General features: G+C 70.1%; 16 protein-coding genes. 10 read left to right on the top strand and 6 right to left on the bottom strand.

Translation table 11 applies throughout. The annotated features are described in order from the left end of the window. Positions 1 to 173: 173 nt before the first annotated feature. Positions 174 to 1,268, top strand: coding sequence for a branched-chain amino acid aminotransferase (locus BFF77_RS15580; protein ID WP_066949441.1), 1,095 nt, complete (start codon positions 174 to 176; stop codon positions 1,266 to 1,268). 421 nt (positions 1,269 to 1,689) lie between these two features. Then, on the top strand, positions 1,690 to 3,297 hold the full coding sequence (cimA, locus tag BFF77_RS15575) for a citramalate synthase (RefSeq protein ID WP_066949438.1): 1,608 nt from the start codon (positions 1,690 to 1,692) through the stop codon (positions 3,295 to 3,297). A gap of 90 nt (positions 3,298 to 3,387) precedes the next feature. Here cimA and BFF77_RS15570 read toward each other — a convergent pair whose 3' ends face one another. Beyond that, on the bottom strand, positions 3,388 to 5,274 hold the full coding sequence (locus tag BFF77_RS15570) for a ricin-type beta-trefoil lectin domain protein (RefSeq protein ID WP_066949434.1): 1,887 nt from the start codon (positions 5,272 to 5,274) through the stop codon (positions 3,388 to 3,390). Positions 5,275 to 5,589: 315 nt separating this feature from the next. On the opposite strand from BFF77_RS15570, the gene BFF77_RS15565 reads away from it, so the two are divergent. The 4 genes from BFF77_RS15565 (at position 5,590) to BFF77_RS15550 (ending at position 13,435) form a co-directional block, all read left to right on the top strand. Then, positions 5,590 to 6,567 carry a LacI family DNA-binding transcriptional regulator gene (locus BFF77_RS15565; protein WP_066949431.1) on the top strand — a complete coding sequence of 326 codons (978 nt, stop codon included), beginning with the start codon at positions 5,590 to 5,592 and terminating at the stop codon, positions 6,565 to 6,567. A gap of 223 nt (positions 6,568 to 6,790) precedes the next feature. Beyond that, complete coding sequence (locus BFF77_RS15560) at positions 6,791 to 8,674, top strand: discoidin domain-containing protein (RefSeq protein WP_066949428.1); 1,884 nt, start codon at positions 6,791 to 6,793, stop codon at positions 8,672 to 8,674. Between the two features lie 103 nt (positions 8,675 to 8,777). Then, positions 8,778 to 11,861, top strand: a complete 3,084-nt coding sequence (locus tag BFF77_RS15555) for a glycoside hydrolase family 3 protein (RefSeq protein ID WP_066949425.1) — start codon at positions 8,778 to 8,780, stop codon at positions 11,859 to 11,861. A gap of 245 nt (positions 11,862 to 12,106) precedes the next feature. Next, positions 12,107 to 13,435 (top strand): hypothetical protein, encoded by a 1,329-nt coding sequence (locus tag BFF77_RS15550; RefSeq protein ID WP_066949422.1) that lies wholly within the window; start codon positions 12,107 to 12,109, stop codon positions 13,433 to 13,435. 136 nt (positions 13,436 to 13,571) lie between these two features. Here the strand turns inward: BFF77_RS15550 and BFF77_RS15545 are convergent, their stop codons facing one another. Continuing rightward, complete coding sequence (locus BFF77_RS15545; RefSeq protein WP_066949419.1) at positions 13,572 to 14,186, bottom strand: YceI family protein; 615 nt, start codon at positions 14,184 to 14,186, stop codon at positions 13,572 to 13,574. A 204-nt stretch (positions 14,187 to 14,390) separates the two neighbouring features. On the opposite strand from BFF77_RS15545, the gene BFF77_RS15540 reads away from it, so the two are divergent. The 4 genes from BFF77_RS15540 (at position 14,391) to BFF77_RS15525 (ending at position 19,527) form a co-directional block, all read left to right on the top strand. Then, complete coding sequence (locus BFF77_RS15540; protein WP_066949416.1) at positions 14,391 to 14,900, top strand: hypothetical protein; 510 nt, start codon at positions 14,391 to 14,393, stop codon at positions 14,898 to 14,900. A 162-nt stretch (positions 14,901 to 15,062) separates the two neighbouring features. Then, a complete protein-coding gene (locus tag BFF77_RS15535; protein WP_066949413.1) occupies positions 15,063 to 17,540 on the top strand; it encodes a polysaccharide lyase 8 family protein in 2,478 nt (825 codons plus the stop codon). Between the two features lie 152 nt (positions 17,541 to 17,692). Next, the gene (locus BFF77_RS15530; RefSeq protein WP_066949410.1) at positions 17,693 to 19,276 is read left to right on the top strand and encodes an acyl-CoA carboxylase subunit beta; all 1,584 of its coding nucleotides are present in this window, start codon (positions 17,693 to 17,695) and stop codon (positions 19,274 to 19,276) included. A 47-nt stretch (positions 19,277 to 19,323) separates the two neighbouring features. Continuing rightward, entirely contained in the window at positions 19,324 to 19,527 is a 204-nt protein-coding gene (locus BFF77_RS15525; RefSeq protein WP_066949407.1) for an acyl-CoA carboxylase subunit epsilon, read from the top strand. Between the two features lie 91 nt (positions 19,528 to 19,618). On the opposite strand, the gene BFF77_RS15520 is transcribed toward BFF77_RS15525, so the two are convergent. The 4 genes from BFF77_RS15520 to BFF77_RS15505 all read right to left on the bottom strand — a co-directional run bounded on the left by BFF77_RS15520 (position 19,619) and on the right by BFF77_RS15505 (position 24,595). Then, positions 19,619 to 20,200 (bottom strand): GTP-binding protein, encoded by a 582-nt coding sequence (locus BFF77_RS15520; RefSeq protein WP_031229389.1) that lies wholly within the window; start codon positions 20,198 to 20,200, stop codon positions 19,619 to 19,621. After that, the gene (locus BFF77_RS33300; RefSeq protein WP_079125188.1) at positions 20,181 to 20,789 is read right to left on the bottom strand and encodes a DUF742 domain-containing protein; all 609 of its coding nucleotides are present in this window, start codon (positions 20,787 to 20,789) and stop codon (positions 20,181 to 20,183) included. Before BFF77_RS33300 ends, BFF77_RS15520 begins: the two co-directional genes overlap by 20 nt. A 100-nt stretch (positions 20,790 to 20,889) precedes the next feature. Continuing rightward, positions 20,890 to 21,303: a roadblock/LC7 domain-containing protein gene (locus tag BFF77_RS15510; RefSeq protein WP_026057603.1), complete on the bottom strand. Its 414-nt coding sequence runs from the start codon at positions 21,301 to 21,303 to the stop codon at positions 20,890 to 20,892. Positions 21,304 to 21,313: 10 nt separating this feature from the next. Further along, a complete protein-coding gene (locus tag BFF77_RS15505) occupies positions 21,314 to 24,595 on the bottom strand; it encodes a sensor histidine kinase (RefSeq protein WP_066949401.1) in 3,282 nt (1,093 codons plus the stop codon). Positions 24,596 to 24,958 lie beyond the last annotated feature (363 nt).

Raw genomic sequence — 24,958 nt, 5'->3', positions numbered from 1 at the left:
GCCCAAGGGCAGCCCTTGGGCAGGCATTGGGCCGCATTCACCCGTTTCCTCCGCTGCCCGTTCACGCGATAATCTGCGTGGGCCGCGGCATGCGGGAATGCTCGGACGTCCTAGTAGCAGTAGCGGCGTGAGCGCGGTCCGTCATACACAACCGGTGAAGGACGAGAGTATTCATGACCACGCCCACGATCGAGCTCAAGCCCTCCGCGCATCCGCTGTCCGACGCGGAGCGCGAGGCGATTCTGGCCAATCCCGGCTTCGGCCGGCACTTCACCGATCACATGGTGACGATCAAGTGGACGGAGGGGCGGGGCTGGCACGAGGCGGAGCTCGTTCCGTACGCGCCGCTCTCGATCGATCCGGCCACCATGACCCTGCACTACGCGCAGGAGATCTTCGAGGGCCTCAAGGCCTACCGCCGTCCCGACGGCACGGTCGCCACCTTCCGCCCCGAGGCCAACGCGAACCGCTTCCGGCTCTCCGCCCGCCGACTCGCCATGCCCGAGCTGCCGGTCGAGACCTTCATCGCCGCGTGCGACGCGCTGGTCGAGCAGGACAAGGCATGGGTGCCCGCGCACGGCGGCGAGGACTCCCTCTATCTGCGGCCGTTCATGATCGCCACCGAGGTCGGTCTCGGTGTCCGGCCCTCGAACGAGTATCTGTTCCTGGTCATCGCGTCCCCGGCGGGCGCGTACTTCCCCGGAGGTGTGCGGCCCGTCTCCGTCTGGCTCTCGGAGAACTACGTCCGCGCGGTGCCGGGCGGCATCGGCTTCGCCAAGACCGGCGGCAACTACGCGGCGTCCCTGCTCGCCCAGGCCGAGGCGGCGGAGAAGGGCTGCGAGCAGGTGGTCTACCTGGACGCGCTGGAGCACCGCTGGGTCGAGGAACTGGGCGGGATGAACCTGTACTTCGTGTACGGCGACCGCATCGTCACGCCCGAGCTGACCGGCTCGCTGCTCGCGGGCATCACCCGTGACTCGCTGCTCGCCGTGGCGCGCGACCTCGGCTACACCGCCGAGGAGGGCCGGATCTCCAAGGAGCAGTGGCGCCGGGACACCGAGAACGGCAGCCTCACCGAGGTCTTCGCCTGCGGTACGGCCGCGGTGATCACCCCGGTCGGCGCGGTCAAGTCGGCTGCCGACGAGTGGACCCAGTCGGGCGGTGAGCCGGGCAAGGTCACCATGGAGCTGCGGTCGGCGCTGCTGGACATCCAGCGGGGCGTGGTTCCCGACACCCATGGCTGGATGCACGAGCTGGGCCGTTCCTGACCCCGCCGCCGATCCCGCCCGCCCCTGAGCCCGCCCGCGGCTGCGGCCCGCCGGGCGGGCGGACGACGTACCGCCGCCGGCGCGCCCTCGACCGGGCGGGCCGGCGGTCCCGTACGCCGTGACCGGTGACCGAGCCGTGCGCGACCGCATCGTGAGACACCCCTGCCCGGCCGGACGCGGCGTGCGAGAATCGGCTCGTGCTCTCGCTCGCCATGATTATCGGCAGCAAGCGCGCCGGTCCGCAGTGACCGCCTCGTACCACCACGTACGGCGCGGCCACCGTGCCTCAGACCCGCGCGCAGACCTCTCGCACCCGCGAGGGGTTTTTTCGTTTTCCGGCCCCACCCCGGCGGAAGACGGACGGCGCGCGGAGACGGGGGCAAGTGGAGCCAGACCATCCACTCGACAGGAGCAACGCACCATGACCCCAGAGTCCACGGAGAGCGACGACAGCTTCCATGTCTTCGACACCACGCTGCGCGACGGTGCCCAGCGTGAGGGCATCAATCTGACCGTCGCCGACAAGCTGGCCATCGCCCGGTACCTGGACGAGTTCGGCGTGGGCTTCATCGAGGGCGGCTGGCCCGGTGCCAACCCGCGTGACACCGAGTTCTTCGCCCGCGCCCGGCAGGAGATCGAGTTCCGGCACGCCCAGCTCGTCGCCTTCGGCTCCACCCGGCGGCCCGGAGCCAAGGCGTCGGAGGACCCCCAGGTCAGAGCGCTGATCGAGTCCGGCGCTCCGGTGATCACCCTGGTCGCCAAATCGCATGACCGCCATGTCGAACTGGCCCTGCGCACCACCCTGGACGAGAACGTCGAGATGATCCGCGACACCGTCTCCCATCTGCGGGAGCAGGGGCGGCGGGTCTTTGTCGACTGCGAGCACTTCTTCGACGGCTACCGCGCCAATCCGGAGTACGCCAAGGCCGTCGTACGGGCCGCCGCCGAGGCCGGCGCCGATGTGGTCATCCTCTGTGACACCAACGGCGGAATGCTGCCCGCGCAGATCCAGGCCGTCGTCTCCACCGTGCTGGCCGACACCGGGGCCCGGCTCGGTATCCACGCCCAGGACGACACGGGCTGCGCCGTCGCCAACACCCTCGCCGCCGTCGACGCGGGCGCCACACATGTGCAGTGCACGGCCAACGGATACGGCGAGCGCGTCGGCAACGCCAACCTCTTCCCGGTCGTCGCCGCCCTGGAGCTGAAGTACGACAAGCGGGTGCTGCCCGCGGGCGCGCTCGCCGAGATGACCCGGATCTCGCACGCCATCGCCGAGGTCGTCAATCTCGCGCCCTCCACCCATCAGCCGTATGTCGGCGTCTCCGCCTTCGCCCACAAGGCCGGACTCCATGCCTCCGCGATCAAGGTCGATCCGGATCTGTACCAGCACATCGCCCCGGAACTGGTCGGCAACACCATGCGGATGCTCGTCTCCGACATGGCGGGCCGCGCCTCCATCGAGCTCAAGGGCAAGGAACTCGGCATCGATCTGGGCGGCGACCGCGATCTGGTCGCCCGCGTCGTCGGCCGGGTCAAGGAGCGTGAGCTGAAGGGCTACACGTACGAGGCCGCCGACGCCTCCTTCGAACTGCTGCTGCGCGAGGAGGCGGAGGGCAGGCCCCGCCGCTACTTCCGTACGGAGTCCTGGCGCGCGATCGTGGAGGACCGGCCCGACGGTACGCACGCCAATGAGGCCACCGTGAAGCTGTGGGCCAAGGGCGAGCGGATCGTCGCCACCGCGGAGGGAAACGGCCCGGTCAACGCGCTGGACCGGGCGATGCGGGTCGGGCTGGAGCAGATCTATCCGCAGCTCGCCAAGCTGGAGCTGGTGGACTACAAGGTCCGCATCCTGGAGGGGCGGCACGGTACGGAGTCCACCACCCGGGTACTGATCACCACCTCGGACGGCACCGGCGACTGGGCCACGGTGGGCGTCGCCGAGAATGTGATCGCCGCCTCCTGGCAGGCCCTGGAGGACGCGTACACCTACGGTCTGCTGAGGGCCGGCGTCGAACCGGCGGAGTAGCACTCCTCCGGTTCGACGCCGGCCCCGCTCGGCGGACGCGGGCCACGGGTCAGCGGACGCCGGCCCCGGGCCTCGGCCCCGGGTCCGGACTCAGCTCTGGAGCCGCCACTTCTGATTGGCGGCTCCGGTGCAGGTCCAGATCTGGGTGCCGGTGCCGTTCGCCGACGAGTTGCCCGTCACGTCGAGGCACTTGTCGGCCGGGGCGTTGACCAGATCGGCCGAGCCCGACTCGTATCTCCACTGCTGGGCCCCGGACCCGTTGCAGTCGTAGAGCTGGACCTTCGCGCCGTTGGCCGTCGACGCCGCCGCGACATCCAGGCACTTGCCGAGCGCCTGTACGGAGCCGTCCGCCTTCAGGGTCCAGCGCTGGGCCGTCGAACCGTTGCAGTCGTAGAGCTGCACGGCCGTGCCGTTGGCGTTGCTGCCGCTCGCCACGTCCAGGCACTTGCCGCCGAGCCCGACCAGCGTGCCGGTCCGGTCCGTGCCGCCGCCGGACGGGGTGCCGGCCCAGGTGAAGGTGGCCGAGGTCTTGCCGGGCAGCGAGTAACTGAAGTTCTGCCCGCCCCAGTTGACCCGTACCTGCTGTGCTCCGGTGCCGTCGTTGTAAGCGATCAGCGCCTTGGAGCCGTCCGGATTGCGCCAGGCCACATTGGAGACCGTGCTGCTCGCGGTGGAGGCGACGCGCTGCGCGCCCGGCTTCACGAACTTGGTGAGATGACCCATCGTGTAGTACTCGATGGTGTAGTCGACCTGGCCATGGCGCGCGTCACCGTTGTGGACGGTGATCAGACCGTCGCAGGTGCCGCAGCCGCCGTTGTGCGGGCCGCGGTTCTGGTCCACCGCGAGCGACCACTTGGTCACCGACTTCGCCCAGTGACGGGTGTAGTCGATGATGTTCGCCATGTCCTCGCGCTGCTGATTGGCGATCCAGGTGCCGCCCGAGTGCTCGGTCTGGAACGCGTTCAACTGCGGGTACTGGTTGTGGACATCGGTCTGCTTCTGGATGTTCCCGCCGTAGCCGTGCCAGGCGACGCCGCCGAAGTTGGGATGGTTGCGTACCGCCGCGTCGTTCACGGTCTCGGCCGCGTACGCGTCGTAGGTGTCCCAGTTCCAGTCGTGCGCCAGGACCTTGGTGGCCAGACCGGCGCCCTGGAGCTTCGGCAGCAGCTCGGTCTTGGTGAAGTAGGCGAGGCCCGAGCCGTTCCAGCTCATCGACGGATAACCGCCGCAGCAGGTGGGCTCGTTCTGCGCCGAGACGTAGTCGACCGGTATGCCCTGGTCGCGGTAGGCCTGGAGGTACTTGACGAAGTAGTTGGCGTAGGTGCCGTAGTTCTCCGCCTTCAGCCAGCCGCCGTTGAGCTGCCCGTTGTCCTTCATCCAGGCCGGCGCCGTCCAGGGCGAGGCCATGGTCGACAGGGCCGGGTTGAGCTGCTTGGCCTGCTTGGTCAGCGGCAGCACGTCCGCGAGGTCGTGCGCGATGGAGAACCGGGAGAGCGTGGGGTCGGTCTGGCCGGCCGGGAGATCGTTGTACGTGTAGCCGAACCGGGCGAGGTCGGAACCGCCCATCGGATTGCGGATGAAGGAGAGTCCGATGCCCTCGGTCGGCGAGAACAGCTTCCTCATCGTGTCGTCACGCGTCGCCTGGGAGAGCGCTCCGCTGCCCTTCATCAGCCAGGCCGCGGTGTCCGTGAAGGAGGCGCCGCCGCCGGTGAAGGTCTGATAGCGGGTGCCCTCGTCGACGGTGATGTTCGTCCCGCTGCCGCCGCTGCCCGGCTGGAAGGTGACGGGAGTCTGCTGCTGGAGACCGCGGGTGACATGGCGTCCGGCCGCGTCGTCCGTCGTCGTCAGCCAGATGTTGACCTGCTCGCCCGCGGCCTGGGCCGTACCCGCGGAGAGGCCGGTGAGCCCGGCGGTGGCGAGGGCGCCGGCGAGGAGAACCCTCGTCAGCCGGCGCCCGGTACCGGTCGATCTCGACATAGAACTGCTGCCTTTCTCGGCAGAGGGTGGGGGGTTGGGGTGCGGCGGGTGTCCTGTCGCCTTGCCGCTCCCTGCGGCGTGAGTGAACTGCTGTTACGAACTCCCGTCAAGAGACGGCGCTGTGCGACGTGTTCACGAACTGAACGCACAACGCCTCTGACCTGCTACCGGCCTGGTACGTAACAAAGGTTCGGACCAATCTCGACGTGAAGTATTGACGACTGTGTTGCGTGCCGGTTAACTCACCGCCCAACGCCGGTACCGGTTCCGGAAGCGGTTGCGGTACCGGTTCCACACCTCGAAGCGGAGGCACCGATGCGTGTCACGATCGCGGACGTCGCCCGTCAGGCAGGCGTCAGCAAGACGACCGTGTCCCGGGTGATCAATACCAAAGGTGAAGTCGACCGCAGTACGGCGGCCCGCGTTCGAGCCGTGATCGCCCAGCTCGGCTATGTGCCCAGTTCGGGCGCCGTCGGACTGGCCCGCGGCACCAGCCGTACGGTCGGCATGCTGGTGCCCTCGCTCACCTGGCCCTGGATGGGCGAGGTACTCCAGGGAGTCGTCGACACGGTCGAGGCGGCCGGCTACGGTCTGCTGCTCTTCACCTGCAACCGCGGCGGCGAGTCGGTGGAGCACTTCACCACGCAGGTCTCGGCCCGCGCGTTCGACGGGCTGCTCGTGGTCGAGCCCGAGAACACGCTCGACACCATCATCGGACTGCACCACAAGGGCCTGCCCGTCGTGCTGATCGACGACCGCGGCAGCCATCCCGAGGACTTCCCCTCCGTCGTGACCACCAATCGCGAGGGAGGCGCGTCCGCGGCCCGCCATCTGCTGGCCGACGGACGGCGCAGGCCCCTGGTCATCACCGGGCCCGCGCACTTCGGATGTGTACGCGACCGGCTCAGCGGCTTCCGTGAGGTGCTGCCGACCGATCTGGTCGTGGTGGGCGACTTCACCGAGTTGTCGGGACGGCTCGCGGTGGAGAAACTCCTCGCCGGCGAGGTCGCCTTCGACGCGGTCTTCGCGCACAACGACATCAGCGCGGCCGGTGCGATGCGGGCCCTGCGGGCCGCCGGGCGGAGCGTGCCCGACGACATCGCGGTGGTCGGGTTCGACAACATCCCGATGGCCCGGCACACCGAGCCGCCGCTGACCACCGTCCACCAGCCCGCGCGTGAGATGGGCGAGACGGCGGCGACGATGCTGCTCGGACATCTGGGCGGCGCGTCCGCGCCCGACGAACCGGTCGTCCTGCCCACCGAACTGATCGTGCGGAAGTCGGCGCCGTGAACCGCCGTCGAGCCCCGAGGACTCCCTGACCGCCACCGGACCGCGACGGGCCGGCCCAGCGGAGCGGCCCCGCGTCAGGCGCCGAGCAGCACACCGCGCTCAGCCCGCACTCAGTCAGCACTCATCAGCGAGCACTCAGCAAGCGAACAGCAACCGCACAGCACGGTAGGACCCCGTACGGACATCGCTCCACACACCCGCACTCCCCCCACAGGAGGCACCGATGCCCTCACGTACGACCCTGGTGGCCACCACCGCGGCGCTTCTGGCGCTGTCGGCCCCGCTCGCGTTCAGCGCGCCCGTACCCCAGCAGTCCGCCCGGGCCGCCGCGGCCGTGGCGGCCTGGAACACCGACCAGGCGGCGGCGGCCTATGCCGCCAATCCCGCTTCCGTCACCGCGTCCGGCACCGAGAACCCCGGCACCCCGGCCTCCGGCGCTGTCGACGGCAACGGCGCCACCCGCTGGGCCAGCGACTTCACGGACAACGCCTGGATCAGGATCGACCTGGGCAGCGTCATCCGTGTCAACCAGGTCAAGCTCGAATGGGAGGCCGCCTACGGCAAGCAGTACGTCCTGGAGGCGTCCACGGACGGCACGAACTGGACGAGCTTCTACACCGAGACCGACGGAACCGGCGGCACCGTCACCGCCCACACGTATCCGCAGGAAGTCACCGCGCGCTATGTCCGGATGCGCGGTGTGCAGCGGGCGACCGCCTGGGGCTACTCCCTCTTCTCGTTCCAGGTGTACGGAGGCGAGCGCGCGCCCGCCTCCACCACCCGCACCAATCTCGCCCTCAACCATCCGGCGTACGGCAACCTCTACCAGCACGCCGGGAACTCCCCCGCCTATGTGACCGACGGCGGCTGGCCCGCCGACCTCAAGGGCGACCAGACCCGCTGGGCCAGTGACTGGAACACGGACCGCTGGGTCGGGGTCGACCTGGGCGCGTCGTCCCGGATCGAGGCGGTCGACCTGTACTGGGAGGCGGCCTACGCCGTCGACTACGAGCTCCAGGTCTCCGACGACAATCGCACCTGGCGTACGGTCCACCGGCCGTCCGCCGCCGAGGTCGCCGCCCGCCGCGCCGATGTCAAGGCGCCGGGGGAGGCAGCGGGCCGGCGCGACACCATCACCCTGTCCACCCCGGCCACCGCGCGCTATGTCCGGATGCTGGGCAAGGAGCGCCGCTCCTTCTACAACCCGGCGCCCTCGACCGCCCAGTTCGGTTACTCGCTGTACGAGTTCCAGGTCTGGGGCACCGGCGGCAGCGCGGCGGCGGCCTATCCGGCGCTGCCCAAGAACTCGGGCGCGGCCTACCGTACGACCTTCTTCGACGACTTCACCGGCTCGGGACTGGACCGCAACAAGTGGCGGGTGGTCCGTACCGGCACGGAGATGGGCTCGGTCAACGGGGAGTCCCAGGCCTATGTCGACTCGCCGAACAACATCCGTACCGAGAACGGCAGCCTGGTCCTCGAGTCCAAGTACTGCAAGGGCTGCACCACCGTGCCCGGCGGCGGGAGGTACGACTTCACCTCCGGCCGTATCGACACCAACACCAAGTTCGACTTCACCTACGGCAAGGTCAGCGGCCGGATGAGGCTTCCGGTCGGCGACGGCTTCTGGCCCGCCTTCTGGCTGCTGGGCAGCGACGTCGACAACCCGGCCGTCTCGTGGCCGGGCTCGGGCGAGACGGACATCATGGAGAACATCGGCTACGGGGACTGGACCAGCACGGCGCTGCACGGTCCCGGCTACTCGGCCGACGGCAACATCGGCAAGACACAGACCTTCCCGAACGGCGGGCGTGCCGACGAGTGGCACACCTACGCGGTGGAGTGGCAGCCGGAGGGCATGCGCTTCACCGTCGACGACCGGGTGGTGCAGGAGACGTCCCGCCAGAAGCTGGAGTCCACACGGGGCAAGTGGGTCTTCGACCACAACCAGTACGTGATTCTCAACCTCGCGCTGGGCGGGGCCTACCCGGCGGGCTGGAACAAGGTCACCCAGCCGTACTGGGGCCTGCCGCAGTCGAGTGTCGACCGGATAGCCCAGGGCGGCGTCAAGGCCGAGATCGACTGGGTCCGGGTCGAGCAGAAGTAACGACCGCGTCCGGGCCCGGAGAAGCAACCGCGTCAGCGTCCCCGGCGGCGGCAGAGCCGCCGGGGGCACCAGCGACACCAGCGACACAAGGAGCACGAGCACGATGCGAGGCACACGTGTCAGACCGCGGCCCGGCACCAGGACGGCGGCGCTTCTCGCCGCCGCCGTGCTGGCGGGGCTGCTGCCCCTGGCGGGAGCCGGTCCGTCAGCCGCCGCGGACGAACCGGCCCCGGTGGCCGTCGACCGTTTCGAGGGCGAGGTCCCGTTCGCGGGACCGCCCGAGGAGGGCATCTTCACCTGGGGCGGCGACGCCGACGATCCGCCGGAGCTGAGCCTGGTGGAGCGCGCCGACGCGCCCGAGGGGGCCAAGGTCCTCGAAGGCGGCTACGACATCAGCGGATACGGCGGATTCAGCCATGACTTCGCCTTCGGCGAGCCGTCGCACGACTGGTCGGCCCACCGCGGCATCCGCTTCTGGTGGTACGGCCAGAACACCGCGCCCCTGCCTCCCGGTTCCGGCAGAAGGATCAACTTCGAGATCAAGGACGGCGGCGCCAACGGCGAGGCCTCCGAGCTGTGGACGACGTCCTTCACCGACGACTGGGAGGGCTGGCACCAGGTCGAGATACCCTTCGCCGACTTCCGGTACCGCACCGACTATCAGCCGGTCGGCGGTATCGACCAGGTCCTCGGTCTGACGGAGATGTGGGGCTATGCCCTCACCCTGCCGACGGGCGCGCCGGGCCGCTTCGCCCTCGACGCGGTCGAGCTGTACGGCAAGGCCGACCCGGGCCTGACGGCGAGCGTCGTCACCGACGCGGCCGTCCTTCCCGTCACCGAGGGCGCCACGGCCAAGGCGCGGATCTCCGTCGCGACGACCGGTTCCGGCCCGATCGAGGAGCCCGTGACGGTCGCCTACACCACCGAGGGCGGCACCGCGGAGGCGGGCAAGGACTACACGGCCGTCTCCGGCTCGGTCACCTTCCCGGCCGGCAGCCCCTCGGGCACCTCACGGACCGTCGAGGTCCCCACGCTCAAGGACAGGACGGCCGAGAGCGCCGAGACCGTACCGCTCACCCTCACCGTCACCGGCGCCAAGGCCCCGGCCGAGAACCCGCGGATCGTGATCGACGCGCACGGTCTGCCGTATCTCGACCCGAGGCTGCCGGTGAGGAAGCGGGTGGCGGACCTCGTCCCGCGGCTTTCCCTCGCGGAGAAGGCCGGCCAGATGACCCAGGCCGAGCGCAACGCGCTCACGGCCCAGGGCGACATCGCCGCCTACGATCTCGGCTCGCTGCTCTCCGGCGGCGGGTCCGTACCGACGCCCAACACCCCGCAGGCCTGGGCGAGGATGGTCGACGCCTTCCAGCTCAGGGCGCAGGCCACCCGCTTCCAGATTCCGCTGATCTACGGTGTGGACGCGGTGCACGGCCACAACAACGTCATCGGCGCGACGATCATGCCGCACAACATCGGTATCGGCGCGACCCGCGATCCGGCGCTGGCGGAGCGGACCGGCGCGGTGACGGCGAACGAGGTACGGGCCACGGGTGTCCCGTGGGACTTCGCGCCCTGCGTCTGTGTCGCCAGGGACGAGCGCTGGGGCCGTACGTACGAGTCCTTCGGTGAGGATCCCGCGCTGGTCATCGCCATGGACACCGTTGTCAACGGTCTCCAGGGCCCGGCGTCCGGCAGCGGCCTGGACCGCAACGACAAGGTGCTGGCGACGGCCAAGCACTTCGTCGGTGACGGCGGCACCGAGTACGGCTCGTCCACGACCGGCTCGTACACCATCGACCAGGGCGTCACCAAGGTCACCCGCAAGGAGCTGGAGACCATCCATCTCGCGCCCTACAAGGACGCCGTGAAGCGCGGGGTGGGCACGGTCATGCCCTCGTACTCCTCGCTGGAGATCACCGACGAGAACCGGCCCGCGGTCAAGATGCACGCCGACGGCGCCATGATCAACGGTGTGCTGAAGGACCGGATGGGCTTCAAGGGCTTCGTCATCAGCGACTGGCAGGCGATCGACCAGATCCCCGGCGACTACGCGAGCGACGTCCGTACCTCCATCAACGCCGGACTCGACATGATCATGGTCCCGACGGCGTACAAGGACTTCACCCGGACCCTCCAGGCCGAGGTCACCGCGGGCCGGATCAGCCAGGCGCGGATCGACGACGCCGTCTCCCGCATCCTGGAGCAGAAGTTCAGGCTGGGTCTCTTCGAGAAGCCGTACGCGGACACCACCAACCAGCCGAAGATCGGCTCGCCCGAACACCGGGCGGTGGCCCGCGAGGCGGCGGCCGGGTCGCAGGTGCTGCTGAAGAACAAGGGCGCGGTCCTGCCGCTCAAGCCGTCGCAGAAGGTGTACGTGGCCGGCTCCAACGCCGACGATCTGGGCAACCAGATGGGCGGCTGGACCATCACCTGGCAGGGCGGCTCCGGGCGCACCACCACCGGGACGACCATCCTGGAGGGCATGCGCAAGGCGGCTCCCGACGCCACCCTCACCTACTCCGAGGAGGCAAGCGCGCCGACGGCGGGCCATGACGTCGGAGTGGTCGTCGTCGGCGAGAAGCCGTACGCCGAGGGCCAGGGCGACGTCGGCAACGGCCATGATCTGAACCTGTCCGACGAGGACAGGCGGGCCGTGGACACGGTCTGCGCCGCCATGAAGTGCGCCGTACTGATCGTCTCGGGCCGGCCGCAGCTCATCGGAGACCAGCTCGGTGACATCGACGCGCTGGTGGCGTCCTGGCTGCCGGGCAGCGAGGGCGACGGAGTGGCCGATGTGCTCTACGGCAGGCGGGCCTTCACCGGTCGGCTTCCGCTGACCTGGCCCAGGTCGGTCGAGTCACTGCCGATCAATGTCGGTGACGCGGTCTACGACCCGCAGTTCCCCTACGGCTGGGGCCTGACGACTCTCAAGGCGCCGCCCGGCGGCGGGCAGTTGACCCTCGCCGCCCTCGGTGTCGCGGCCCGTGTGCTGGAGAAGGCCGGACTCGGCGGCTCGGCACAGGGCAGGGAGCTGGTCGGCCAGGCCAGGCTGCTCGTCCAGCAGAAGATCGGCGAGCACATCACTCCCGCGTCGGCGAAGCCCTTCGCGGAAGCGGACCATCTGCTGCTCACCGGTGATCTGACCGGTGCGGTGGACAGGCTGACGGCGGCGTACCGGGCCGCCTGACCGGCACGGACCCCCATGGGTGAGGCACCCGGGCCGGCGGGCCCGGGTGCCTCACCCTTTCCCGCCGCTTCCCGCCGCTTCTCGTGTTTCCCGCTTCTCCCGTCGCCCCGCTCTTCCCGCTCTTGCCGCTCGCCTCCGAACGCCCTTTGCCGGTCCGCGGCTCCGCCGTTCCGTCGCTCTGCCGCTCAGCTTTCGCTTTTGCTCATCCCTGTCCCATCTTGGCGCATTTCGGGTAGCGTCAATGTATGAGGACGAGGCTGTATTCCGCACTCTCCGGGCTGCTGCTCGCCGGCTCGGCCGCCGTCCTGGGGGTGGCGCCCGCCGCGGAGGCCGCCACCGGCCCAGGTGACGTGGCCGAGGCCCTCAAGGACGGGCCCGTGTACGTGGATCCCGGCGCCGCGAGCCGGCTCTCCACCTCCGAGGCCGAGGCCCTGGCGAAGAAGATCAAGGACGCGGACAAACCGCTCTTCGTGGCCGTCCTGCCCGATACCGCCCAGTTCCCGGCCGCCACCGTGCTGAACACGGTACGGGCCGAGACCGGGATCACCGGTCTGTACGCCATCCGGCTCGGTGAGCGCTTCGACGCGGGCGCCGACTCCTCCGTGCTCTCCCAGCAGACGGTCCGCGAACTCACCGGCGCGGTCAAGACGGGCGGCCCGGTGGACGCGGCGACCGAGCTGAACAACTTCGTCGACCAGGCGCTCCCGCAGATCCGCGGCCACGCCCCGGCGTCCTGGGACACCACGGGCCCGGCCGGCTCCGGCAGCTCGTCCACCGGGCTGATCGTGCTCGGCTCGGTGCTCGCGGCGGGCGGCGCGGGCGCGTACGCCGTGGCACGGCGCAGCCGCGGCAAGCGGATCGAGCGGGAGCGCGAGGCGCTGGACCGGCTGCGGGTCGTCGTGGACGAGGACATCACCGCGTTCGGCGAGGAGCTGGACCGGCTCGACTTCCATCCCGCGGAGGCGGGCGCCGACGACGCGATGCGCGCGGAGTACGAGCGCTCGCTCGACGCGTACGAGAAGGCCAAGTCCCTGATGGGCGCGGCCCGGCGGCCCGACGACGTACGCGGGGTGACGCGGGCGCTGGAGGACGGCCGGTTCTCACTGGCGGTGCTGGACGCGCGCAGAAGGCGGCTTCCGCTTCCGGAGCGCCGCTCGCCGTGCTTCTTCGATCCGCGCCACGGTCCCTCGACGGCCGACGCCGAGTGGGCCCCGCCCGCCGGTGTGCGGCGGACCGTGCCGGTCTGCGCCGCCGACGCGGCGCGGCTGGCCGACGGCGACGACCCGATGGCCCGTACGGTGCAGACCGCGAGCGGCCCCCGTCCCTACTGGGAGGCCGGACCCGCCTACGGACCGTGGGCCGGAGGCTACTTCGGCGGCGGACTGCTGCCGGGGCTGCTGGTGGGCACCATGCTCGGCTCGGTGATGGCGACCCCCGCCTACGCGGCCGACTTCGGCGGCGACGACACCGCCGGCTACGGCGGTGGCGACTACTCGGGCACCGGCTACGACCCGGGCGACTTCGGCGGCGGGGGATTCGGCGGTGGCGGGGACTTCGGCGGAGGCGGGTTCTGACCCGGGCGCGAGATCTCCCGGCTCCGAGGTCCTGCGGAGCCGGTGCCTCGCGGCACCGACTTCCCGGCCCGGCCTCTCACGGGGCTGAAGCGCGCCTCCGCCGGTCGCCGGTCTTCCCGTACAGCCGGCGCGCGCCTCAGGCGGCCTCGGGGGCCTTCTTGATCGCGGAGATGTCGAAGTTCAGCTTGACCTTGTCGCTGACCATCACACCGCCGGTCTCCAGCGCCGCGTTCCAGGTCAGGCCCCACTCGGAGCGCAGGATGGCGGCGCTGCCCTCGAAGCCGACGCGCTCGTTGCCGTACACGTCGGTGGCGGAGCCGTGGAACTCCAGGTCGATGGTGATCGGCCGGGTGACGTCCTTGATGGTCAGATCGCCGGTGACACGGTAGGTCTCGGCGTCGATCTGCTCGGCCGAGGTGGAGCGGAACGACATCTTCGGGAACGTCTCCGCGTCGAAGAAGTCGGCGCCGCGCAGGTGGCCGTCACGGTCGGGCATACCGGTGTCGACGCTGGCGATCGAGACATCGATGGCGGCCGTGGAGGCCGCCGGGTTCGAGCCGTCCAGATTCAGCGTGCCCTCGTGCTCGGTGAACGAGCCGCGGACATTGGTGACCATCGCGTGGCGGACGGTGAAGCTGATGGTGCTGTGCGCCGGGTCGATGGTGTATTCGCCGGTGAGCGCCGCCAGGGCCGGGTCGGCCTCGACGGTGGGGGTGGTGGTGCTGTCGTTCTTGCGGCCGAAGAGGGCCATGGTTCCTCCTGAGATACGAATGGCTGGTTCAAACCTTCAATCGGCGCCACCTTAGACCTATCTCGTTCAAGCTTCAACAATGTCACCCGATCGAGTTCCCCGTACCCTGGCGGACGCGCGTAGATGTCGGGCACCATCTCCCTGCTACCACCTGCACCGCTGCCCCATCCACACCAACGGTCCTCAGCAGGAGGCAATCCCCCCATGAAGCTCCGCTCGGTATTCACCGCGCTCGCCCTGGTCCTCGGCGCGCTGTTCGCGCCCGGTTTCGGCGTCCTCAGCTCGGCCAGTGACGCCCAGGCGGCCACCAAGATCTCCCACGCCACGGCGACCTCGATGTTCAGCTCACGCGGCATCACCTGGTCCTCGTCCGGCGGCTGCTCCAACCGCAACAACCCGACCTGTACGTCCTTCGACCAGCTGAACCTGACCTCGGCCCAGGGCGCGCAGACCCTGAGGAGCGCCAGCGGCTGCGCCATGAACATCACGGGCGGTACGGAGACGGGCCACGCGAGCGGCACGTACTCGCACTGGAACGGCTACAAGCTCGACTTCGCCAAGGGCACCTGCCTCACCAACTACATCAAGAACAACTTCACCTACATCGGCCCGCGCGGTGACGGCTACCCGCAGTGGCAGTCCGGCGCCGGCAACCTCTACGCGGACGAGGGCAACCACTGGGACGTCACGTTCTACAACTGCGGCGGCTGCTGACCGCTCGTCCCTGGCACACGCGCCGCCCCGCCCTCCTGGCCGACCGGAGAGCGGGGCGGCGCCGTCGTACGGGCGGGCGCGCGGGCCTGTGCTAGACCGGTCCGTACCCGCCTGTCCGCCCGGACCGGTCCGTATCCGACCGTCCCGAGCACGGAGGTCTCCATGGCGCCGCCGTCCTCCTGGTCCCGCCGTGCCTTTCTGGCCGCCACCGGAGCGGGCGCCCTCGGCCTCGCCCGACCGGCCGCCGCCGAAGAGCCCGCCGCGGAAGAGCCGGCCTCCGAAGAACCCGCCTCCGCCGGCGCGTTCGAAGCGCTGCGGCTGCGCTGGACGGACCTCCAGCTCGGCACCGGCTACGATCCCGCCGCCGAGCCCTATGCCTCCCGGCTCGCCGCGACCGCCCGGCTCGCCTCGGACTTTTGGCGGTCGATGGCCCCGGCCGCCACCCGTCTCTGGCCCGGGATCGGCTTCGATCCGCCCGCCGGAATCACCCGGAGCTACAACAGGCTCTGGACCATGACCCAGGCGTACGTCCGGCCCGGCACCGGTCTCACCGGCGACCCGGCGCTCCTCGCCGCCGTCACGCACGGTCTCGGCCATCTCTCCGCCACCGTCTACCGGCCCTCGGCCACGCCCTACGGCAACTGGTGGGAGTGGTGCGTCGGCAGCGCCCAGGCACTCATGGACATCACCGCCGTCCTCCACGACCGGCTCCCCGAGGAGCTGCGCGCCGGGGCCTGCGCGGCCGTCGACCACTTCGTCCCGGACGCCCTCCTCGGCCCTGTCCCGCCGGTCCCGCCGGACCCGGAGCGGCGCGGTGACATCGGCCGCCGTCGCGGCGAGCGGCACCCCGCCGCGTCGCCGGAGCCGGCCGTGTACCTCCCGTACCCGGGTGTCAGCACCGGTGCCAACCGGGTCGACCTCTGCCGCTCCGTGGCCCTGCGCGGGATCCTCGGCCGGGCGCCCGCCAGGATCGCCTTCGCCCGGGACGCGCTCTCGCCCGTCTTCCCGTATGTCACCGAGGGGGACGGGCTCTACGCCGACGGCTCGTTCGTCCAGCACACCTGGGTCGCCTACTCGGGTACGTACGGACAGGTCCTGCTGGACGGTCTGGGCCGGCTCCTCTCCCTGCTCGCCGGGTCCGTCTGGGCCGTCACCGATCCCGGCCGGCAAACCGTCCTCGACAGCGTGGAGCACGCCTACGCGCCGCTCATCTACAACGGGCTGATGATGGACTGCGTCAACGGGCGCGCCGTCAGCCGCGGTCACCTCAGGAGCGACGAGCTGCCCGTGCTGCGCGGCGACCACTTCCACGGCCGGCAACTCGTCGCGGCCGTGGCGCTGCTCGCGGGCGGCGCGTCCACGGCCGAGCGCGAGCGCTGGACGGGCCTGGTCAAGGGCTGGATCGAGCGGGACACCGTCTCCCCGGTCCTCACCGCCCCGCAGTTCGGCGTCGCCGATCTCGCCCGGCTGCGCACGCTCGCCGCCTCGGACGTGCCCGCGCTTCCCGAGCCGGCCGGCCACCGGCTCTTCGCCTCCATGGACCGGGCCGTGCACCGGGGACGCGGATGGGCCGCCGCGCTCTCGATGGCCTCCGAGCGGATCGCGCACTACGAGTGCGGCAACGGCGAGAACCCGCGCGGCTGGCACACCGGCGCCGGAATGCTCTCGTGGTGGTGCGCGGACCGCGGCAACGACCAGTACACCGACTGGTTCTGGCCCACCGTCGACCCGTACCGGCTGCCCGGCACCACCGTCTCCACCAAGCGGCTCGCGGACCGGGCGGGCGGTGAGTGGGGCGCGCCGAGGCCCGCCGTTCGGTGGGTGGGCGGCACGACCGACGGGACGTTCGCCGCCGTCGGACAGCATCTCAAGGGCCTCGGCTCCACCCTCGAAGCCCGCAAGTCCTGGTTCTTCCTCACCGACGCCGTCGTCTGTCTGGGCGCCGGGATCTCCTGTACGGACGGGGTGCCGGTCGAGACGGTCGTCGACAACCGCAACCTGGGCGAGCGCTCCGCGCACGCCTTCACGCTCGACGGCGGACCGCGCCCGCGCTGGGCCCATCTCGACGGTCACGGCGGGTGGCTCTTCCCCGGCGGCGCCCGGCTCGCCACCCGCGCCGAGGAGCGCGCCGGCTCATGGAGCGACATCAACACCACCGGTTCGCCCGAACGGCGTACGCGCCACTACCGGACTCTCTGGTTCGACCACGGCGTCGATCCGACATGCGCGGGCTACGCCTATGTGCTGATGCCCGGCGCGTCCCGGCGGGCCCTGGCGGCCCGCGCCGCCGAGGGCCGCCGGCTGGAGATCCTCGCCAACACGGACGCCTGCCAGGCGGTCGCGGTCCACCCGCTCGGCTGTACGGCCGCCAATTTCTGGCGGCCCGGTACGGCGGGTCCGCTCACCGCGACCGCGCCCGCGAGTGTGCTCGCCGTGGTCCGCGGCCGTACCGCGACGCTCTGTGTCGGTGAACCCCTGCGCTCAGGACGGCCGCTGGAGGTCCACTGGGACCGGCGAGTGCGGCGGGTCACGGCCCACGACCCTTCGGTCGAGGTGCTCTCGGCGGGGCGTACGCTACGGCTGAGGATCACTCCGGGGACGGCCTGCGCGCCCCATCGCTGTGAGATGTCGTTCATCTGACATCTAGGGGAATCCCACAAGAGCCGGGGGTACGTTGCTGTCCGGGAGCCCCGCATCCGGCCGGGTTCTGTCCAGGCCCACCAGGAATAGCGCCGGGAGACTGTGCGGAGTCTACGGCGTGTTTTCCCCGGTGCTCTTCGTAGGGTTGGCACATGACCGTAGTGGACGAGACGCCGAGCGAACCCACCGATGCCCGGGGGCGTGTGGCCGAGCTGCACGCCCTGCGCGAGGTGGCCCGCCGAGGGCCCAGCGACCGAGCGACCGAGGCCCAGAAGGCCAAGGGCAAGCTGACCGCGCGTGAGCGCATCGAACTGCTGCTCGACGAGGGATCGTTCAAGGAGGTCGAGCAGCTCCGCAGGCACCGCGCCACCGGCTTCGGCCTGGAGGCCAAGAGGCCGTACACGGACGGTGTGATCACCGGCTGGGGCACGGTCGAGGGCCGTACGGTCTTCGTCTACGCGCATGACTTCCGGATCTTCGGCGGCGCCCTCGGCGAGGCCCACGCCACCAAGATCCACAAGATCATGGACATGGCCATCTCGGCCGGTGCCCCGCTGGTCTCGCTCAACGACGGCGCCGGCGCCCGGATCCAGGAGGGCGTCTCCGCGCTCGCCGGCTACGGCGGAATCTTCCAGCGCAACACACGCGCCTCCGGGGTGATCCCGCAGATCAGCGTGATGCTCGGCCCGTGCGCGGGCGGCGCCGCCTACAGCCCGGCCCTCACGGACTTCGTGTTCATGGTCCGTGAGACCTCGCAGATGTTCATCACCGGCCCGGACGTGGTCAAGGCCGTCACCGGCGAGGAGATCAGCCAGAACGGCCTCGGCGGCGCCGATGTGCACGCCGAGACCTCGGGCGTCGCGCACTTCGCGTACGACGACGAGGAGACCTGCATCGCCGAGGTGCGGTATCTGCTGTCGATGCTGCCGCAGAACAACCGCGAGAACCCGCCCACGGTCGTCTCCGAGGACCCGGTGGACCGCCGCTCCGACGTGCTGCTCGACCTGGTGCCCGCCGACGGCAACCGCCCGTACGACATGCACAAGGTGATCGAGGAACTCGTTGACGAGGGCGACTTCCTTGAGGTCCACGAGCGCTGGGCGCGGAACATCATCTGCGCCCTGGCCCGGCTGGACGGCCAGGTCATCGGCATCGTCGCCAATCAGCCGCAGTCCCTCGCGGGCGTGCTGGACATCGAGGCATCCGAGAAAGCTGCGCGCTTCGTCCAGATGTGCGACGCTTTCAATGTCCCGATCGTGACGCTGCTGGACGTGCCCGGCTTCCTGCCGGGGGTCGACCAGGAGCACGGCGGGATCATCCGGCACGGTGCCAAACTCCTGTACGCCTACTGCAACGCCACCGTGCCACGGATCTCCCTGATCCTGCGCAAGGCGTACGGAGGCGCCTACATCGTGATGGACTCCCAGTCCATCGGTGCCGACCTCACCTATGCCTGGCCCACGAACGAGATCGCGGTCATGGGCGCCGAGGGTGCCGCCAATGTCATCTTCCGCAAGCAGATCGCGGAAGCCGCGGACTCGGAGGCCACGCGCGCTCGGATGGTCAAGGAGTACAAGGCCGAGCTGATGCATCCCTACTACGCGGCGGAGCGCGGACTGGTCGATGACGTCATCGACCCCGTCGAGACCCGTGAGGTGCTCGCGAGTGCGCTCGCGATGCTCCGTACCAAGCACGCAGACCTGCCGTCGCGCAAGCACGGCAACCCTCCGCAGTGACCCTGCGTCCCGCGCCCTCCCGCCGAGAAGACGGAGACACGACCTCCATGAGCGAATCCACGAACGAATCCCTGCTGCGCGTCGAGAAGGGGCAGGCCGGCCCCGAGGAGCTGGCCGCCATCACCGCCGTCCTGATGGCCCGCGCCGCGGCCCGTCAGGACGCCCCGGCCCACCACGGCCGCTCCACGGCCGGCTGGCGCCGTCTTGAGCGCACTCCCGGCTTCCGTGCCCCGCACAGCTGGCAGGGCTGATTCCCAGGACTCACTCCGCCTGTACGGCGAAGGCCCCCGCACTCCTCGTGAGTGCGGGGGCCTTCGCCGTACGGAGTCACCGCGTGCGGAATTACCGGAGTCGTGCCATGAGGGCGTGTTCGACGAGGGTGATGAGTCCGCTTTTGGCGTCGGCGCGGTGGCGTGCGTCGGTGGTGATGATGGGGGTGTCGGGGCCGATCTGGAGTGCTTCGCGTACTTCGTCGGGGGTGTAGGGCTGGTGTCCGTCGAAGCCGTTGAGGGCGATGACGAAGGGGAGTCCTGAGTTTTCGAAGTAGTCGACCGCGGGGAAGCAGTCGGCGAGGCGGCGGGTGTCGACGAGGACGACGGCGCCGATGGCGCCGCGGACGAGGTCGTCCCACATGAACCAGAAGCGGTCCTGTCCGGGGGTGCCGAAGAGGTAGAGGATGAGGTCTTGGTCGAGGGTGATGCGTCCGAAGTCCATGGCCACGGTGGTGGTGGTTTTGTCTCCGGTGTGGGTGAGGTCGTCGATGCCTGCGGAGGCGCTGGTCATGACGGCTTCGGTACGCAGCGGGTTGATCTCCGAGACGGCGCCGACGAACGTGGTCTTGCCCACGCCGAAGCCGCCCGCCACCACGATCTTCGCGCTGGTGGTTGAGCGGGCTGCACCGCCGCTAGAGCTTGCGAAGTCCACTGAGCACCCTTTCGAGCAGTGTCACGTCTGGCTGGCCACCGACGGCCTCGTCGCCGCCGGGCTGATGGATGGCGACAAGTCCGGCCTCCGCCAGGTCGGCTACGAGGATCCGGGCCACGCCGAGAGGAATGGAGAGGAGCGCCGAGATCTCGGCGACCGATTTGATCTCGAAACAGAGCCGGCAGATCCGCTGGTGCTCGGGCAGTTGCCCATGGAGCTGGGACGGATCGGCCGTCGTGCTGACCAGTGCCTCGATGGCGAGCTGGTACCGCGGCCTTGTCCGGCCGCCGGTCATGGCGTACGGACGGACCAGCGGGTTGTGCGTGTTCATCGGAGCGGGCTGCTCCTGTGCGCGCCGCGGCGGTACCGACTGGATACGGGGCCGCTGCGGCCGGTCGTACTGCTGCCGCCGAGGCGGTTCGTACGGCTGCTGCTGGGAATGGTAAGGCTGCTGAGGGCTTCCGGCGCCCTGGCCTGCCACCTGACCGCTGGGCGCGGAGGGGAAGTTGAAGCGGTTCCGCGCGTGCTCGCCCGTGGACCGCTGTACACCGTCGTAGTCATAGGGATGTCCGCCTGGGGGTGTAGCCACGTTTCCTCCTCCGACCGCCGGTCGCCGGGCCGATGCTGACGGACCTGTGGATCCGCGCCACCGCACCTTAATGGTGCGGTGGCAAGCAGCGCACTGTCTGTCAGTTGAGCAGACTTCCCTGGAGCTCGGCCCGGAGATCCGGGGTGAGGACCGTACCCGCACGGTCGACCAGAAGTGCCATCTCGTATCCCACCAGACCGATGTCGGCCTCCGGGTGGGCCAGGACGGCCAGGGAAGAACCGTCCGAGATGGACATGATGAAGAGGAATCCCCGCTCCATCTCGACGACGGTCTGGTTGACGGCACCGCCTTCGAAGATCCGGGACGCCCCCGCGGTCAGCGAGGTCAGACCGGACGCCACGGCCGCGAGCTGATCGGCGCGGTCACGCGGGAAACCTTCGGACATGGCCAGCAGGAGTCCGTCGGCGGAGACCACCACCGTGTGGGACACCCCGGGGGTGTTGTCCACAAAGTTGGTGATCAACCAGTTCAGATTCTGCGCCGCCTGGCTCATCGGGCTCACACTAACGCTCCTGGTTGTAGGTACTGCCCGGGCCGTGGCCCGGTCCGTTCGTGTCCGCTCCCGCGTTGCGGCCCCGCTGGACGCCCCGCCGCAGGTTGCTCAACCTGCCGCGGATGTCCTCGGGGGCCCGGGAGATCTGGGTGCCGCCCTGCGAGGTCTGCTCCGCCGCTCCCTCGATCAGATTGGCCTTGGGCACCCGGCGGGGGAGACCGGACGCGGTGATTCCGCCCGCCTTGGGCTCACGGAGCTTCTCGGCCCGGTGCCAGCGCTCGTCGTTCCTCGAACGCCAGTCGTCCGAACCGGCCGCCTCGCTCTGCCCGTTGCCCTGGGCGCCGCTGTGCGCGCCGCCCTGGCCGTTGCCGAGACCGTTCGACGGAGCCGGGGTCACCGGTGCGGCGGGTCCGCCGTCCTGTCCCGTCGGCTGCCACTGCTGCTGCGGCGGCTGACCGCCGCCCCGGCGCGGCAGACCCGCGTCCGTCAACGTGTGGCTGCTGCTCGGGGACGGGCCCGGACGGTCGAAGCCTACGCGGTCCTGGGCGATCTCGGGAGCGTCGGGGGAGGATTCCGCTTCCGTTGGCCGATGGGTTTCGTAGGTGTCCTGATACGTGCTCTGACCGGCCCACTCGTCCTGGTGGGGCTGGGCGGCGAAGGGGCTCTCGTAGGACGCCTCGGCGCTCTGCGGCTCCGGGAAGACCGCCTCCGCATACGGCTGGGTCAGAGGATCCTGGTACGTGGTGTAGTCGGACTCGGGTCCCGGGAACCCGGCGGCGGGGTCGGCGGGCGGCTGGGGCGCGTACCCCTGCTCGTACGACGCCTCCTGCGGCACGTACCGGCCGTCGACCTCCTCGCGGTAGTGGCTGTCGGTCCCGTCGCCGAAGACGGGCTGTCCCTCGCCCGCGGAGGTGCCCAGCGCGGCCCGGCGCTCCTCGCGCCTGAGTGTGCGGTTGACGGGATCGAGCGTGCGGGAGCCGTTGTCCGCCGCGTCCTGCGTCTGGTTCTCGTACCGCGAGTCGTCGAAGCCCAGCTCGGCGGCCGTGAGCATCGGAGCGCTCTGGAAGACCGGCTCGTCGGCCGGGTCCGGCTGGTCCGGGATGATCTGCGAGACGGTGAAGTCGTCGGCCGGGAGCGGTTCGCCGCCACCGCCGTGGGTGATCGCGTCGGGGAGCATCACCAGCGAGGTCGTACCCGCCTGCTCGCCCGAGGGGCGCAACTGGACGCGGATGCCGTGCCGGTCGGAGAGCCGGCCGACCACGAAGAGGCCCATGCGCTGGGAGACCGTGGCGTCCACGGTCGGCGGATTGGCCAGCTTGTGGTTGATGTCCGCGAAGTCCTCGGCGGTGAGACCGATGCCCTTGTCATGGATCTCGATCATCACCCGGCCGTCGGGCAGCCGGGTCGCGGTGACCCGGACCTTGGTCTGCGGCGAGGAGAACGTGGTGGCGTTCTCCAGCAGCTCGGCGAGCAGATGGACCAGGTCGGTCACCGCCTGGCCGTGGATCTCGGTCTCGGGGACGCCGGTCAGCTCGATACGCGCGTACGACTCCACCTCGGAGGAGGCGGCGCGGAGCACGTCCACCAGCGGCACCGGCTGGTTCCAGCGGCGGCCCGGCTCCTCGCCCGCGAGCACCAGCAGGTTCTCGCCGTTCCGGCGCATACGGGTCGCGAGATGGTCCAGCCGGAAGAGGTTTTCGAGCTGGTCCGGATCGCCCTCGTTGTTCTCCAGCTCGGAGATCAGGGTCAACTGCCCCTCGATCAGCGACTGGTTGCGGCGGGAGAGATTGGTGAAGATCGCGTTGACGTTGCCGCGCAGCATCGCCTGCTCGGCGGCGAGCCTGACCGCCTCGCGGTGGACCTGGTCGAAGGCGCGTGCGACCTCGCCGATCTCGTCGCGCGAGTCGATCGGGATCGGCTGCACCCGGGTGTCGACCCGGCCGGGCTCGGTACGGGAGAGCTGGTCGACCAGCATCGGCAGCCGCTGCTCGGCGATGCCGAACGCGGCCGTGCGCAGCTCCCTCATGGAGCGGCTCATCTGCCGGGCCATCATCCCGGCCAGGATGAAGGCGGCCAGCAGGGCGATCACCACGATCGCGCCGTTGGTGACCGCGTCGTTCCTGGCGTTGTCCGAGATCTGGGCCGCGTCCGCCACGGCCTTGTCGACGAGGTCCTTCTCCAGGACCGTGTAGCCGTCGAACTTGGCGGTGGAGGCGGCCATCCAGGCCTCGGGCGTGACACCGCGCCGCGCGAGCTGCTCGGGGGTGGCACCGGTGGCGATCGCCGCCACCATGCCGTCCAGGACGGATCCCTCCTGGCTGGGCGGCGCGACGAAGTCCTCACCCGCGGCGGCGGCCTGCTGCTGGGCCGCCACGAGCTTCTTGGCTCCCTCGGCGGCCTTCTGCGTCATCACGTCCTGGAGCCTGACCGTGTCCTCCGCCGTGCCTCCGGAGACGTACTCGCCGACGGCGATGTCCTCCAGATAGGCGTACGAGGAGAACGCGATCGTCTGGCCGTTCCTGACATCGTTCTTCTGGCTCGGCCGGACCAGCAGATGCGTGCCGATGGAACGCTGGAGCGACTCGGCGGCCTTGGCGAGCTGGATCGCGTAGACGGTACGGCCGTAGCTGGTGATGTTGCCGGTACCGAGGCCCAGTTCGTTGGCGAACTCCATGAGGGAGTGCTGGACCAGCACATACCCCTCCTCGGTCGCCACGGGACCGCCCTTGCCCCCGCTCTTGTCGGCGGTCTCGACCGCCTCGATGTACGCGCTCCTCCTGAGGGCGACGAGCTTCGGCTCCTCGGCCCTGAACAGGCTGAGCCGGCGCTCCAGGCCCTGCTTGGCGGGCATGTCCCGGACGGCCAGGTCGAACTTCTTCTTCGCGGCGTCCGTCGCGGCGCGGGTCCGCAGGACGACCGCTGCCCCGGCGTCGCCGGTCAGCAGCGGCTGAGCGGTGAGATCACGCTCGTCCAGGAGTGCCTGGCCGTACTCCGAGGCGGCCCTGACGACCAGCGCGGTGCGCTCGGCGTCCTGCGCCTCCTGCCAGGTGTCGATCGACCCCTTGACCTGGAAGCCGCCCATCACCAGCCCGACCAGCACGGGGATGAGGAGAATGGCGTTCAGCCGGGTGGGTACGCGCCAGTTGCGCGGCGAGAGCGGGCTCGTGCTGCCGGTGCTGCCGGAGGTCGGCGGCGAGCCGGACGTCGCGGCCGCAGGCGGCACCGCTGCGCGCGGCGGGGTGAAGTTGCCCCGCGCCTGCTGCTCCGCGGAGCTCGTCTTGCTTCGCCTCACTCGACCAACAACCTCTCGGCGTCGGCACCTACGTTTGTGCCGTGTTCTGTTCAGGGCCGTACTTGGGAGTTGTCGAATTGCAGCACGAGGACAGGTCCCATTCCAAACAGCAGGAATCAGCCATTCCGAGTGGTCCAGGCCTCACGTAAAACGGGCATAAAGAACGAGCCCCGTCAAAAGGCGGGGCCGAGGTGAGCACAGCGGCACCGGACGAGTGCGTCGGGTGTCCGGAGTCCGTGAATTCTCTGTCGAAATGTTATGAACATGGAGGCGGGCTGTGTCGAAGGACATAGCCCGCCTCCATTGGTTTCTACGGCAACTGCCGTACGCGGACGTCTACTTGAGTCGTGCCATGAGGGCGTG

Origin of the sequence: Streptomyces lushanensis (genome assembly GCF_001700515.1) — a bacterium.
In the GTDB taxonomy this organism is placed as follows: Bacteria; Actinomycetota; Actinomycetes; order Streptomycetales; family Streptomycetaceae; genus Streptomyces; species Streptomyces lushanensis.
This window is presented reverse-complemented; position numbering and strand designations above follow the sequence as displayed.